The organism is Methyloglobulus sp. (assembly GCF_040079455.1).
Lineage (GTDB): Bacteria > Pseudomonadota > Gammaproteobacteria > Methylococcales > Methylomonadaceae > Methyloglobulus.
Genome location: NZ_JBEBKJ010000032.1, coordinates 23,013 through 36,650, shown reverse-complemented (window position 1 = coordinate 36,650; position 13,638 = coordinate 23,013). Strand labels below are relative to the sequence as shown.

Here is a 13,638-nt window from a genome sequence, read left to right as displayed (position 1 = left end):
AATAGTGTGCATTTCATCAGCACTCAAGCCCAGCCCCTCAGAGAGCAATTGATAGGCTTCACAGATGATTTGCATATCGCCGTATTCGATGCCGTTATGTACCATTTTTACATAGTGGCCTGCGCCGTTATCCCCAACCCATTCACAGCAAGGATCGCCATCCACTTTGGCGCTGATCGCCTGGAATATCGGCTTTACGTAAGGCCAAGCTTCTTTATTGCCGCCAGGCATTATGGAAGGCCCATGCCGAGCGCCTTCTTCGCCGCCAGACACGCCGGTGCCGATGTAACGGAGGTTTTTTTCTTTAAGGGCTGCCGTACGCCTGTTGGTGTCAGTAAATAGTGAATTGCCGCCGTCAACAATAATGTCGCCAGCAGACAGTAAGGGGATTAACTTGTCGATGTATTGATCGACTACGTCGCCTGCTTTCACCATCAACATCACGATGCGTGGTGAGTTAAGGCTATTGACCAGTTCTTCTAAGGTATGTGCGCCAGTTACTTGCGTACCTTTGGCTGGACCTGCTAAGAATTCATCTGTGGTGGTGCTAGTACGGTTATGGACTGCAACTTTATATCCATGGTCATTCATATTAAGCACGAGGTTTTGCCCCATTACCGCCAAACCAATTAATCCGATGTCTGCTTTCATGTCTGTCTGCCAATGTGAAGTTTGTTAGTTAACTAAATACTAGTGCGGCTCGATGTCAACTGGCACTAGGGAGTTTTGTCGATCAAGACTTTTATCCTAGATTGATAGGGCAAGGTTAACGATATTATGAGACCGCTCTATTAAGATTCTCATAAGGTCAAAAAATTTAATTCACATCTTTTTTAAAAGATGTTTTCGTTTTTGTTGGTTGACATAAAGTAAGCGAATTTTCTTAAACTGGAATAGTTTCTCAAGACGATTCTGCTGACCCGTATAAAACAGCAGCCTTCGCTCCATACATTGTTTGGTGGAAAAATATTCGAAAAAGGAGGTTAGTATAAGCCTAAATATTATCCAAAAACCTGCCGACAAGAATAACAAAAAAGCGCATAGCAGGGTTATTGAACCAAGCTGTGATGCCCGTTCAGCAACGTGTGTTATCGTCAGTTGATCAAGCACGATTGCCAACAAGAAATTAGCAATTGCGCCAAGAACCAGTAGTAAAGAAAATCTAATAATCAAAACACTAGCCAAAAATCAAATGATGCTATATTAATTCATGGCGAATATCAAAAACTTATTGATATTGAGTGCAACATCGCGTGGAGCATAAAGCACAAGATCATGCAGGCCATGAAGTGGACACAACTCGCCGAAATTCTCCTGCCCGGCGGCACAAGGCAACAAAAGGTCTATGACGGCCTACTCAACCTTGAAAGCCTGCACGTCAAGAACGCCAACCAACAACCTGATCTTGCCCTACTTTCATGCACACCCTGCTAAGCGATTTTTTTGGTTTCAAACGCAATCGGGCTGAGATAGCCCAATTTGGAATGAAGCCGTTTGCTATTGTAATACACTTCGATATATTCGAACACTTGGTATTTGGCTTCCGAACGGGTATTAAAGCGTTCACCATTCACCGCTTCGACCTTGAAGCTGTGGCTTCAGCTTTCCATGGCGGCGTTGTCATAACAGTCGCCTTTCTTGCTCATGCTGCAAACCAACTGGTGTTTATGGAACAATTTTTGGTAGGCGGCCGAACAATATTGGCTGCCCCGGTCAGAATGGACGATCACAGCAGTAGGTAGCTTCCGATGCCATAACGCCATGATGAGGGCATCACACACCAATGTCGCCGTCATGCGTTCGGCGATTGCCCAGCCAATGACCCGCCTTGAATACAGCTCCAGCACCACCGCCAAGTACAGCCAACCTTCGTCCGTCCAGATATAAGTGATATCCGACACCCATTTTTGGTCAGGCCTGTCTGCACCGAAATCCTGTTCCAACAGGTTAGGAGGCCACTGGCAAAGAGTGCTTGCTGTTGGTGATCGCCTTGTATTTCCTGCCCACTTTCGCCCTTAAGCCATTGATTCTCATAATTCTGGCCACACGGTGTCGGCCTGCGGACACGCCTTCCGCCTGAAGCCTGCGGGTAAACCTGGCGATCCAGGCCGTCCTTTTTCATCATCGAAAACACGCTTTATTTCAATCTTAAGCAACTGGTTTGATTGCTCCCTAGCAGAAGGTGGCCTACGTCCGGGCGTAATAACCGCTACGGGAAACGGACAGTACGCGGCACATCAGACCAATACGGAATTGGCTTTCATTGGATTTGATCATGGTGTACTTCACTTGGGCAACTTGGCGAAGTACGCCGCCGCTTTTTTTAAGAATGCCACCCCATCTTCCAGGCGGGCATTCTCACGTTTGAGGCGGGCCAGTTCTGCCTGTTGGAGCCTTTGCTCTTCAAAGGGTTGCCCCAGATTGCCGACGCTTTGCCCGCCAGGCATACAAGGTCGCCTCTGCCAGCCCTAAATCCTGCACCACCTTGGGTATGCCATCCCGATCAGCGCGTTCCAATGCCTGTTCTTTAAACTGAGAGGTATATTTGTTCCGGACAGATCGTGTCGTTGTGACTTCTTTTTTGGTTTTCATGGTTGACCTCGGTTTTAGAGATTACTCTCTTAACCGAGTGTCCGCTAGACTGGGGCAAGATCATTCTATCAAGTGGCGTTCTTTATACACAAACCAATCACAATCACGCGGTGCGACCCAGTTGCTGCGCGGCGGGATGACCGCTTGCATGCCTCGTCGCTGGATGGCTTCGACAAACGTATCGCTGCCATAACCCTTGTCACCCAACAAGGCCCCCGCGCCCGACGGTGTGAGCTGCAACAACGCCTCCGCCTGCCCTTTGATTTAAATTCAGATAGATATGAATTTTATGCAAACAAAATCGTTTCACTTGACAATTTGAGACAACCGGTCGTATTATGGTGACATGGTAATTCCTCAAAAACAAATCAACAAAGAAAATCTTCTTTCTCAAGGTGTGCAGCTATTGATGCAGCAGGGCTACCATGGCACGGGGCTTAAGGAAATTCTCGATGCGGTGCAAATCCCCAAAGGCTCGTTTTACAACTACTTTGCCAGTAAGGAAAGTTTTGCCGCCGAGGTCGTCCAGCATTATATTGATCCTTTCATAATTGAACTCGATCGCTACATTCAAAACCCTGAACTCGATGGATTGACTGCATTAAAAAACTATTTTAATGAATTAATCGTTGAGTTGGAGAAAGCGGAATTTAAAGGCGGTTGTTTGCTGGGCAATTTGATGGGCGAAATCGGTGATACCAGCGATTTATGTCAACAATCCTTGCAGTTAGCCGTCCATCAATACCGTGATTTACTGGCATCTGGGCTGAAAAAAGCACAGATGGAAGGTACTATTCGAATGGATAAATCGGCTGATGATATGGCCGATTTATTGGCTAACACTTGGCAAGGCGCTTTGCTACGAATGAAAATCGAACAATCTGCCGATTCAATAAAACAATGTTGTCACGATTTGCTGGATGATTATTTCAGAGTTTGATGCTAACCTTACGCGTAAGACGACTGGTCGTTTTTTTAACTTAGGAGAATACTATGCCGAAATACCTGATCGAACGTGACATACCTGGGGCTGGTGCTTTAACTCCGGAGCAACTGCAAGGCATATCACAAAAATCTTGCGGAGTCCTAAGCGGAATGGGACCAAAAATCCAATGGCTGGAAAGCTATGTGACCGATGATAAAGTCTATTGCGTTTACATTGCCTCAGACGAGGCTACAGTAAGGTCTCACGCTGAACAAGGTGGTTTTCCGGCCAATAAAATTTCACAGATCCTTACCATGATCGACCCAACGACTGCGGAAAGTTAAGCGCGGTTAATTCATCCATAGGAGGTTCAACATGCAAGTCAACTGGGATTCAAGTAAATGTTGCCATGCTGGCGTTTGCGTTAAATCACTACCCGAAGTATTTAAAGTTGAGGATGGTCAATTTGTCATTGACCCATCCAAAGCCAGCGAAGAAGAAGTGAAAGATGTTGTCTGCCAATGCCCTTCGGGAGCGCTGGCTTTAGTGGATTGATCCTGAACGGTACAACCACAAAAATAATAATTACAAAATTAGAGAGGAAGCTATGAATACAACAACAAACCTGCGTAACAGGTTAAAGACCTTATGCGCCGTAAGCTTAGCCACCGCCGCGTTAACAGGCATTGCGACTAACTCAGTGCTGGCCGATGAAACCTGCTTATCACCTTATGCACCCAAAATCACCGGACAAGAAGATTTTGTCTACATCTGGACATTAGGTGTGGAAGGCTTGGGCGACGAACAAGATAAACTGGTGACGGTTGATGCCAGACCAAAATCAAAAACTTACGGAAAAGTCATCAATGCCCTTTCGGTCGGTGGCCGCAATGAAGCCCACCATTCTGGCGTAACTGATGACCGCCAATATTTATGGGCGGGCGGGCTGGATACCAATAAGCTTTTTGTATTCGATATCCATACCGATCCGGCAAAACCCGCATTAACCAACACGATTACCGATTTTGTCGCCAAAAGCGGTGGCGTGGTCGGCCCACATACCACCTATGCCTTACCAGGACGTATGATTATGACGGGGCTGTCCAATAATAAGGATAACGGTGGCCGTACTGGACTGGTTGAATATACCAATGATGGCAAATATATCGATACGCACTGGATGCCAACTGACAGCGATTTGGGCGGCGCGGTTAAAACCGGCAAATATGCCGACGGTTACGGTTACGATTTGCGCGTTATGCCCCGCCATAATGTCATGTTCACGTCATCGTTCACTGGCTGGTCGAACTACATGATGGATTTCGGCAAAATGCTTGCCGACCCTGAAGCCATGAAGCGCTTTGGCAATACCGTGGTGCAATGGGATTTACACACCAAACAGCCTAAAAAAATATTCGATGTCCCAGGTGCGCCTTTGGAAATCCGCTGTGCTTGGAATGAAAAACACGATTACTGCTTCACCAGCACCGCCCTGACTTCAAAAATCTGGCTGATTCACAAAGATAAAAAAGGCGAATGGCAAACCAAAGAAGTCGCCGACATTGGCGAACCCGCTAAAATTCCATTACCTGTCGACATTTCAATTTCAAGCGACGACAAACTGTTGTGGGTCAATACCTTCATGGACGGCATGACCCGCGCCTTCAACATCAGTGACCCCTTCAAACCGAAACAAGTATACGAGCATAAAATCGGCGCACAAGTGAATATGGTGTCTTCAAGCTGGGACGGCAAACGTGTCTACTTTACCTCCTCACTCCTGGCAAACTGGGATAAAAAAGGCAAAGATAACGAGCAATTCTTTAAAGCTTACGGCTGGAATGGCAAACAGCTAAAAGAAAAAATCGCCATCGACTTCACCAAAGAAAAACTAGGCCGCCCACATCAAATGGTGTTTGGGGCGTATAGTTTGTACGGAAAAGATAAGGGCAAGAAGTAATGGAGATCTCTCTCCCTCTGGGATGCCTACATAGATGTAGATAGTACGGCAATGCAGGACGACAAACTGCTCCTCCTGCGTTTGCTGCATTCAGTACATCCTGTATACTTCAGCAGTTGCCTAGAGGGTTGGGGTGACGACTTGTATGGATCTAGGAGGTAGGGCAACGCATGGAGCGGTTGCCGAGGAGAATAAAATCGACTGTTTATATCCCCCTCACCCCAACCTTCTCCCAGAGTGAGACGGCGCGCGTTCCATACTCGCTGCCGCACTTCCTCCATCCCTGGAAGGCGAAGGGGTTTTTTGAATTTTTAGAAATTCCCTAATGACATAACAGCACTGTAGAGACGCAAGGTTTTGCGTCTCTACTTCTCTTGTTGCTACCGAAAAAATGCGGTGAATATCCCATTATCCGCAGCAACAGTCCCTAAGATAACCGCTTCAATAGTATAAAAATGGCTTCTATTGGGTGGTTTCTTCCATACGTTACCTGCACCAGTCGGTTTTATACAGAAATCATAGACACCCGCTTGAACGGGTACTTTAGAGGCGGTCAAACTGTAAGTTACTCTGAAATTCTTAGTGGCTTGGACACCTAAAGCACTAAAGCTGGTCTCAACGATACGGAACGGTTTGACTTTTGCTGTTGTTAAACCAGTAATTAATGTCCCCGAATTGCGTTTAATAAAAGCAACTTTCCCACATGCCGTAGTCACCGTACCTGCTGCACCGGCAACGCCATCAGCAGCTCCGCTAGAGTCTATCGTTTCGGCTTGAACGGCTACGGAAGTTAAGCATAACGCTAACAACAAAAATTTACTATATTTCATAATCTTATCCTCTTAATAGTTAAACAGCCACATAAGCTGCCGATTGAACAATGTAAAACCAAGCACTAACGCGCGTAGATAGTATCATACGCTAGGAAAGCGAGTTGTCTTCGTTACATGGAACGGCAAAAAGTTAACCGAGAAAATCACCATCAACTTCGCCAAAGAAAAAACTCGATTGTCCTAATCAAATCGTATTTAAGGTTTCAGCAGACGGTGCATATTGCCTAGTCCCGCTTAATTCATCACCAAAACAGGCCATTGACCACTGAAATCCGGTCATTGACCACGCCCCCAATTATCCCCGCCTAGTTTTATCGATAATGACATCCAAGTTAATGATCTACATGGCACATGCTTGAATAACAATCAGGCAGATTGTCACACTATCTGATTTCAAGCAGGGAAAGACATATTTCTTCGGTACTGATTGAGATAGTGAATAAAAAGAAAAGTTTTTATAAGCCGCAAGTTTGGCAAATTGGCTGCGCCACTCCCGCCTTAGGCTGAGTGGGCATTAAAACATCCGTGTTAGCGACACATCACGCCCACTCTGTTAAAGTTACTCAAATATAATCAATAAGGTGCAAAGTAATGACCACTCATCCACACGCTCAAAAACCTAATCGCCAAACGCTTTATGTCGTTATTGCCCTGGTGCTGGGTATCGTAGTTGGCGAATGGCTTAACCTCACGCTCAACGTCTCAGGGGACATCAATCCAGATTCCACGTTAAACCAGATCATTTCAGTATTTAAGGTATTGACTGAAATCTTTTTGCGGTTGGTTAAGATGATTATCGCACCGTTGGTGATTTCTACCCTGGTCGTGGGCATGGCAAAAATGGGCGACATTAACACGGTTGGGCGCATCGGCATCAAGGCGTTGTTGTGGTTTTTCTCGGCATCCCTTTTCAGCTTGTTGCTAGGCATGCTGCTGGTGAATGTGTTTGAACCGGGGAGTTCGCTGCATATCGACTTGCCTACTGTCGGCGCTGCGACTGGATTACCGGATATAAAGCCAACCCTCAACACTTTTGCTGCGCATATCTTTCCGAAAAGTGTGGTTGAGGCAATGGCTGACAACGAAATCCTGCAAATCGTGGTGTTCTCGATGTTTTTTGGCGTGGCCTGTGCATCATTGGGCGAATTGGCGCAGCCGATGGTCAAACTGTTGGATTCACTCACGCACATCATGTTGAAAGTCACCAGTTATGTCATGCACTATGCGCCGGTAGCGGTTTTTTCGGCAATGGCTTCGGTTATTGCCCAGCATGGCATTGGCGTACTGCTCACTTACGGCAAATTTATTGGCGAATTTTATTTCGGGCTGTTATTGCTTTGTACCTTCTTGGGATGTTTTTCGTTCTTGTTTTTAGGGCGAAGGATTTTATCCTTAATCAGCCATATCCGTGAACCGATGTTGTTGGCATTCGGCACCGCCAGCAGCGAGAGCGCTTACCCCAAATTATTGCAACAACTGGAACGCTTCGGTTGCGATGAAAAAGTCTGCGGCTTGGTTTTGCCCTTGGGTTATTCTTTTAACCTTGACGGCAGCATGATGTATATGACCTTCGCCGTGCTGTTCATTGCCCAGGCTTATGGCATTGATATGCCACTTGCCGACCAGCTTTTGATGTTACTGGTGTTGCTGTTTACCAGTAAAGGCGTGGCGGGTGTGCCCAGGGCATCGTTGATTGTAATTTCCGCTACCTTGTCGATGTTCAAAATCCCAGAAGCCGGGTTGCTGCTCTTGCTCGGTATCGACCAAATTCTGGACATGGGCCGCAGTGCAACCAATGTATTTGGCAATAGTGTGGCATCGGCGGTTATTAGCCGCTGGGAAAAGGCGTTGAAATAAATGGCTATTGATTCGAATGAGGAGTTCGGTATGAAACGAGACTCGAAGCTCCAAGCGAATAAAAAACTCCACCAACACCTTTATTTCCAAGTGCTGACTGCAATTACTCTCGGTGTTTTGCTCGGTCATTTCTGTCCTGATATAGCCGTTTCGATGAAACCCTTGGGCGATGGCTTTATCAAGCTCATCAAGATGATTATCGCACCGATTATCTTCTGCACCGTAGTAACGGGTATTGCTGGGATGCAGGAGATGGATAAGGTCGGGCGCGTGGGCGTGAAGGCGCTGCTTTATTTTGAGGTGGTGAGTACGCTGGCGCTGATTATCGGTTTGCTGGTTGTCCATATCGTCAAGCCCGGTGTGGGCATGAATGTCGATGCCAGCACACTGGACACCAAAGGTCTCGCCACGTATACGGAGGCTGCAAAGACGCACGGCGTGGTCGATTTTCTGCTCAATATCATTCCGACTAGCGTTATTGATGCCTTTGCCAAGGGCGATATCTTGCAGGTATTGCTGTTTTCATTGTTGTTTGGCTTTTCCCTTGCTGCCATGAAAGAGACGGGGGCGGAAGTGGTCAGTTTTATCAACAAAATTTCATACGCGCTGTTCGGTATTGTCGAGACCATCATGAAGCTCGCCCCCATCGGAGCTTTCGGTGCGATGGCGTATACGATTGGTAAGTATGGCGTGGCTTCGCTGCTGCCCCTGGCATCTTTGATGGGTAGCTTTTATCTGACGTGCTTGCTGTTTATATTTGGTGTGCTGGGCTTGATAGCGCGGTTTACGGGTTTTAGCATTATGCGCTTCATCGTTTACATCAAGGATGAATTGCTTATTGTGCTAGGTACGTCATCATCAGAATCGGTATTGCCACGCATCATGATAAAGTTGGAGCAATTAGGCTGTTCCAAATCGGTGGTTGGTCTGGTCATTCCCACGGGCTATTCGTTCAACCTTGATGGCACGTCAATTTATCTGGCAATGGCGGCGATTTTTGTCGCCCAGGCGACCAATACGCCTTTAACGCTAATTCAAGAACTAACCTTGCTCGGTGTCTTGTTGCTTACATCTAAAGGCGCAGCCGGAGTTACCGGTAGTCGTTTTATTACGCTTGCCGCCACACTTTCAACCGTGCCGACTATTCCGATAGCCGGGCTTGCTTTAATACTCGGCATTGACCGCTTCATGTCCGAAGCCCGCGCTTTGACCAACCTGATAGGCAACGGGGTAGCAACTATAGTGGCCGCGAAATGGGAAAATGAGCTTGATCAGCAACGGCTGGATTCCCAGCTTAGCACTAAAGTTTCTGCTCCAACTCAACCTAATTAAGAGGAAAGAGTGTGCATTGAATACTTTGCCTGCAACCACGGGCCGATCCGTCCGCCTTTGGCTACATTTCTTTTCCACAGTTTACCGCCGATTCCCTGGATTTTCAGCACTGGAGTTGCGCCTTGATAAATTTGTTGTGCATGCTGGAACGCAATTGAAGTCATGGGAGCCCTATGTAAGGTATCTGATTGATGCCTATGAGGGAAGTTGCGACGGCTAACGTAAGCTAGCACGACACGGCCATGGAAAACCCGAAAACACATAAAGTGCCAATGGCCGCGCTCCGCTTGAGCTTTTTGAGAAACATTCAATTTTGCGCTAACCCCAATTATTCCCATTGTTGATTTATGGGGCTGATTTTTTGTAGACAACGCCTGAGTAAGTGTATTGAGTGCCCGAAATCCTGACAGTGCCGGCAATTTCTCCCGAATTATTCATTTCGTATAACCAAGTACCCCATGTATTCATGGCGATAGGGAGTTTAGTAGCAACACCGTTTACATCAAATACTGCCTGAGGAGCTGCGGAGAGAATCTCGCCAAGATCATTTACATCGGCTATTTGATATCCGGGAAAAGTTTTGAAAAATCCAGCTTCAGCAGACCATAGCCAGCCAATTGTTTTGAGCGGACTTCTAGCACCAAGAAGCGGTCTTGTAGGTATTTGAGAGTACCCAGCAACTATATTCAGCCTATTAACACCCTCAGCTCGATTATGTCGTGCGCCAGGATACGCGATGATGGTTGAACCATAAAATGCAGACTGTGGAGAGTTAGCAGAATAGCCAGTCGCTTTTCCGTTATTGTAGTCAGTCAGGATGCCGCCGCCATCAGTACAAATGCCGTCCTTATAGATAAATCCTTTAGTGACTGCGGTCATCAAATCGTAACTGTAGCCAACCAAAACGCCATCAACAATGGAGGTAGGGAATGAGCCGCATGGGATAGGCGTAATAGTACCGTCAGGACTTAAAGCGGATGATGAATTGTAGCCTTGTAGATTACCGACTATATTGCCAGCATCATCTATACCTCTTGCGTTTGTTAGTCCGTTATACTGGATCGTATAGTCGGCTAGAGCAGGTGTTGACAGTGAAATAAATAATAGTGCGATAATTTTCATTGGGTAAACTCCAAAGGTTATTGGGTGTGGGTGAGGTATTTCTGGTCAGTGCAAATACTGTTCGGTTGTGTGCCTAACTAATGGGAACCTCTAATAATCCCCTCTCCCTCTGGGAGAGGGCTAGGGTGAGGGATATAATTGCTTGATTTTATTACCCTCATTCCGGCCTTCTCCCAGAGGGAGAAGGAGTTTTTTGAATTTTTAGAGATTCCCTAATATTAGTCATCCTAAATTACCCAAAATATTTCGCCGTACAGTTGCTAATCCAAAATTAAGAATCATATATACGTTAATAACATCCTATTACCTGCTAACGCGTCATAAGCGTTTAAGACTGATTTTTAGACAATCAAAAGGATCGTTATTCAACTGCGTAAGCATAGTTTAGACACCCTAAGTCACCATGCGTAAATATCAAATATGTGATCTATGCACGGAACACAGCGCAAACAAAATTACGCCATTCAAAATAGCACTGCATGTAAGGTATGAAGGCTCTGCGTACGGACAACATACCAAGAGAGGCGGGAATTTTTCCTTTTTTGTGGGATCGCTAGTTATCTGCTTTCGTTTTGGCTAGACTGCTTTCATTTTGCTGTTTTGATGAAATATGAAAACGAAAGTCCGCAAGCTATTATCCACATTGTGCCTTATATTGATTAACGGCTACGTACTGGCAGAAGAACAAGAAGCGGTTGAATTAGAAACCGTTGAGGTTGTCGGTGTAACGCCATTACAGGGCAACGGCGTTTCTGCTGACAAAATTGCCGCCAATGTACAAACGGTTAACGCCAACCAGTTAAAAAAAGCACAGACGATTTCCCTGTCCGATTATATCAACCGTTATCTGGGCAGCGTGAGCGTCAACGAGGCACAAAACAACCCCCTGCAGCCGGATATTTATTATCGCGGCTTTGTGGCCTCGCCCTTGTTGGGTTTGCCGCAGGGTTTATCCACCTACGTGAACGGCGTACGGTTTAATGAACCATTTGGCGATAGCGTCAACTGGGATTTAATTCCGCAGGGCGCAATTGACAGCACGGCCTTATATCCCGGCTCTAACCCATTATATGGCTTGAACACCTTGGGCGGAGCCATCGCCATCAAAACCAAAACTGGCTTTTCTGCGCCTGGCCACCAAATTGAGGTTTACGGCGGCTCTTGGGACAGGCATTCTGAGGAACTGACTACAGGCTGGAATAACGGCACCTGGGGTTATTTTTTGGACGTGCATCACTTTGAGGAAAATGGCTGGCGGCCTTTTTCGCCCAGCAAAGCCGACCAAGCCTTCGGTACGCTAAGCTGGCGCGGAGATAAAGGCTCTTTAGATTTAACACTGGGCGGCAATGACAACCGATTAAGAGGCAACGGCGCAGCGCCTGTGCAACTGCAAGCTATCGACCGAAAAGCGGTTTTCACCCATCCCGACCAAACTGTCACCCGAATGTTTTTCTCCGAATTGGAAGGTAATTATGACCTGACCAATGACATCCAACTGAGCGGCAATGCCTATTTTCGCCAAAATCGAATCAAGACTTTTAATGGCGATGACAGTGATTTTGAAGCGTGTGATGAAAATGATCCAAATTCCCTGATGTGTGATGAAGACGGTGCTAATGTTATCAGTATTGACAATCAAGAGGTCAGGGCGGACCAGGTACTGGCTAACAATGATGATCCAGGCGCAACCAATAACACCAGCGCCACCCAAATGCGTAGCCGTGGCGGTACATTGCAAGCAACTTTCAACCAGGATTTATTCGCTCATCAGAACAATTTAGTGGTCGGTGTCAGTTACGACAATGCCAATGTGCATTTTGCTTCCGATACCGAACTGGCAAGGCTAACCGATGACCGAGGCACGGTAGGCAGTGGTATTTTTGTGGATGAATCCAAAGTTCGCTTACACACCAATACGTCTACGGTAGGGGTATTCCTGACCGACAGTTTTTCGATTACCGATAAGCTCACGGCAACTATCGGAGGGCGTTATAACTACAGTCATATCAATATGGAGGATCAGTATATTAACGATCCTGAAAAAAATCTAAATGGCTCGCATACGTATGAAAGGTTAAATCCATCGGCAGGTTTGACTTACCAAGCCTTGGATAATTTGAATGTGTATGGTAGTTATAGCGAGTCCTCACGCATTCCAACGCCTATGGAGTTAAGCTGCGCCGATCCCGAAGCGCCTTGCCGGTTACCCAACGCGTTTGTTGCCGACCCACCTTTGCAACAAGTCGTTGCCAAAACCTGGGAGACTGGCGTTAGGGGCGACCTAAACCATTTTATTCCTCATGACGGCGATTTGAAATGGAATCTGGGCTTCTTTCATGCTATCAACCATGACGACATTATTTTTAATCGCGGTGGCGACAGTGTGTCCGAAGGCTTCTTTAGCAATGTCGGGCAAACACGCCGTTACGGGATAGAAGCGGGTACAACGGCAAATCTTCCGCAATTATTCAGTGCTATCGACGACTGGCATTTTTCTACTAACTACACTTATCTAAATGCACGGTTTCAGGATCGCTTCGATATACAGCATCCTACTGCCGTGGATACCAATGGTGACCCAATTCGAGCAACGGTAAACAATGGCGACAGAATCCCAGGAATTCCTGAGCATATTTTTAAAGCTTCTATCGGGATTGATCTTTGGAAAAAATTGTCGCTGGGGATAAATGGCACTTATAGCGGGAACAAGGTGTTCAGGGGCGATGAAGCTAACCTTACGCCCAAATTGTCGGGCTATTGGTTATTTAATGTGACGGCTGAATATAAGGTCACAAAGAACTTCACCTTATTTGGCAAACTGGATAATATCTTCGATACTAATTACAACAGCTTTGGTGTTTTTGGCGTGGCAAACGAAGTGTTGCCAGGATTTGATGATGGACGTTTTATCTCGCCAGGCGCACCTCGTGCGGGTTGGATTGGAATTCGTTTGAGCATGTAAAGGCTCAAGTTGATGTTTTACTTATCCCAGATAACACTGAACATCCCAAACAAAA

The 13,638-nt window shown here is 46.4% G+C and carries 13 protein-coding genes and 1 pseudogene; 8 read left to right on the top strand and 6 right to left on the bottom strand.

What is annotated here, in order from left to right:
- A partial coding sequence (locus ABL924_RS08855) for an NAD(P)-binding domain-containing protein (protein ID WP_349026727.1) occupies nucleotides 1-651 on the bottom strand: 651 nt, incomplete at its 3' end.
- A 633-nt stretch (nucleotides 652-1,284) separates the two neighbouring features.
- On the opposite strand from ABL924_RS08855, the gene ABL924_RS08850 reads away from it, so the two are divergent.
- Nucleotides 1,285-1,434 (top strand): hypothetical protein, encoded by a 150-nt coding sequence (locus tag ABL924_RS08850; protein ID WP_349026726.1) that lies wholly within the window; start codon nucleotides 1,285-1,287, stop codon nucleotides 1,432-1,434.
- Here the strand turns inward: ABL924_RS08850 and ABL924_RS08845 are convergent.
- Both ABL924_RS08845 and ABL924_RS08840 read right to left on the bottom strand, forming a co-directional pair.
- Nucleotides 1,431-2,592, bottom strand: a pseudogene (locus tag ABL924_RS08845) (IS3 family transposase). The gene ABL924_RS08850 and the pseudogene ABL924_RS08845 sit on opposite strands and share 4 nt — an antisense overlap.
- A gap of 60 nt (nucleotides 2,593-2,652) precedes the next feature.
- Nucleotides 2,653-2,832, bottom strand: coding sequence for a hypothetical protein (locus ABL924_RS08840; RefSeq protein ID WP_349026725.1), 180 nt, complete (start codon nucleotides 2,830-2,832; stop codon nucleotides 2,653-2,655).
- 106 nt (nucleotides 2,833-2,938) lie between these two features.
- On the opposite strand from ABL924_RS08840, the gene ABL924_RS08835 reads away from it, so the two are divergent.
- Genes ABL924_RS08835 through ABL924_RS08820 form a run of 4 tightly spaced genes read left to right on the top strand, consistent with a single transcriptional unit; the run spans nucleotide 2,939 to nucleotide 5,477 of the window.
- Nucleotides 2,939-3,532 carry a TetR family transcriptional regulator C-terminal domain-containing protein gene (locus ABL924_RS08835; protein ID WP_349026724.1) on the top strand — a complete coding sequence of 198 codons (594 nt, stop codon included), beginning with the start codon at nucleotides 2,939-2,941 and terminating at the stop codon, nucleotides 3,530-3,532.
- A gap of 53 nt (nucleotides 3,533-3,585) precedes the next feature.
- Nucleotides 3,586-3,861 (top strand): DUF4242 domain-containing protein, encoded by a 276-nt coding sequence (locus ABL924_RS08830; RefSeq protein WP_349026723.1) that lies wholly within the window; start codon nucleotides 3,586-3,588, stop codon nucleotides 3,859-3,861.
- A gap of 31 nt (nucleotides 3,862-3,892) precedes the next feature.
- Nucleotides 3,893-4,072, top strand: coding sequence for a (4Fe-4S)-binding protein (locus tag ABL924_RS08825; RefSeq protein WP_349026722.1), 180 nt, complete (start codon nucleotides 3,893-3,895; stop codon nucleotides 4,070-4,072).
- 52 nt (nucleotides 4,073-4,124) lie between these two features.
- Nucleotides 4,125-5,477, top strand: coding sequence for a selenium-binding protein SBP56-related protein (locus tag ABL924_RS08820; RefSeq protein WP_349026721.1), 1,353 nt, complete (start codon nucleotides 4,125-4,127; stop codon nucleotides 5,475-5,477).
- A 380-nt stretch (nucleotides 5,478-5,857) separates the two neighbouring features.
- On the opposite strand, the gene ABL924_RS08815 is transcribed toward ABL924_RS08820, so the two are convergent.
- On the bottom strand, nucleotides 5,858-6,307 hold the full coding sequence (locus ABL924_RS08815) for a hypothetical protein (protein WP_349026720.1): 450 nt from the start codon (nucleotides 6,305-6,307) through the stop codon (nucleotides 5,858-5,860).
- A gap of 594 nt (nucleotides 6,308-6,901) precedes the next feature.
- Between ABL924_RS08815 and ABL924_RS08810 the strand changes: the two genes are divergently transcribed.
- Both ABL924_RS08810 and ABL924_RS08805 read left to right on the top strand, forming a co-directional pair.
- Nucleotides 6,902-8,167 (top strand): dicarboxylate/amino acid:cation symporter, encoded by a 1,266-nt coding sequence (locus ABL924_RS08810; RefSeq protein WP_349026719.1) that lies wholly within the window; start codon nucleotides 6,902-6,904, stop codon nucleotides 8,165-8,167.
- Between the two features lie 30 nt (nucleotides 8,168-8,197).
- Entirely contained in the window at nucleotides 8,198-9,499 is a 1,302-nt protein-coding gene (locus ABL924_RS08805) for a dicarboxylate/amino acid:cation symporter (protein ID WP_349026718.1), read from the top strand.
- Here ABL924_RS08805 and ABL924_RS08800 read toward each other — a convergent pair.
- Together ABL924_RS08800 and ABL924_RS08795 are read right to left on the bottom strand one after the other, a co-directional pair.
- Nucleotides 9,496-9,663, bottom strand: a complete 168-nt coding sequence (locus ABL924_RS08800; RefSeq protein ID WP_349026717.1) for a hypothetical protein — start codon at nucleotides 9,661-9,663, stop codon at nucleotides 9,496-9,498. The genes ABL924_RS08805 and ABL924_RS08800 overlap by 4 nt on opposite strands.
- 181 nt (nucleotides 9,664-9,844) lie before the next feature.
- On the bottom strand, nucleotides 9,845-10,621 hold the full coding sequence (locus tag ABL924_RS08795; protein WP_349026716.1) for a hypothetical protein: 777 nt from the start codon (nucleotides 10,619-10,621) through the stop codon (nucleotides 9,845-9,847).
- A 610-nt stretch (nucleotides 10,622-11,231) separates the two neighbouring features.
- Here ABL924_RS08795 and ABL924_RS08790 point away from each other — a divergent pair.
- Nucleotides 11,232-13,583, top strand: a complete 2,352-nt coding sequence (locus ABL924_RS08790; RefSeq protein WP_349026715.1) for a TonB-dependent receptor — start codon at nucleotides 11,232-11,234, stop codon at nucleotides 13,581-13,583.
- The last annotated feature ends 55 nt before the right edge of the window (nucleotides 13,584-13,638 follow it).

Coding starts and splice junctions, on each gene's coding strand:
- ABL924_RS08850 (WP_349026726.1), top strand. CDS start 1,285: ATGAAGTGGACACAACTCGCCGAAATTCTCCTGCCCGGCGGCACAAGG.
- ABL924_RS08835 (WP_349026724.1), top strand. CDS start 2,939: ATGGTAATTCCTCAAAAACAAATCAACAAAGAAAATCTTCTTTCTCAA.
- ABL924_RS08830 (WP_349026723.1), top strand. CDS start 3,586: ATGCCGAAATACCTGATCGAACGTGACATACCTGGGGCTGGTGCTTTA.
- ABL924_RS08825 (WP_349026722.1), top strand. CDS start 3,893: ATGCAAGTCAACTGGGATTCAAGTAAATGTTGCCATGCTGGCGTTTGC.
- ABL924_RS08820 (WP_349026721.1), top strand. CDS start 4,125: ATGAATACAACAACAAACCTGCGTAACAGGTTAAAGACCTTATGCGCC.
- ABL924_RS08815 (WP_349026720.1), bottom strand. CDS start 6,307: ATGAAATATAGTAAATTTTTGTTGTTAGCGTTATGCTTAACTTCCGTA.
- ABL924_RS08810 (WP_349026719.1), top strand. CDS start 6,902: ATGACCACTCATCCACACGCTCAAAAACCTAATCGCCAAACGCTTTAT.
- ABL924_RS08805 (WP_349026718.1), top strand. CDS start 8,198: ATGAAACGAGACTCGAAGCTCCAAGCGAATAAAAAACTCCACCAACAC.
- ABL924_RS08800 (WP_349026717.1), bottom strand. CDS start 9,663: ATGACTTCAATTGCGTTCCAGCATGCACAACAAATTTATCAAGGCGCA.
- ABL924_RS08795 (WP_349026716.1), bottom strand. CDS start 10,621: ATGAAAATTATCGCACTATTATTTATTTCACTGTCAACACCTGCTCTA.
- ABL924_RS08790 (WP_349026715.1), top strand. CDS start 11,232: ATGAAAACGAAAGTCCGCAAGCTATTATCCACATTGTGCCTTATATTG.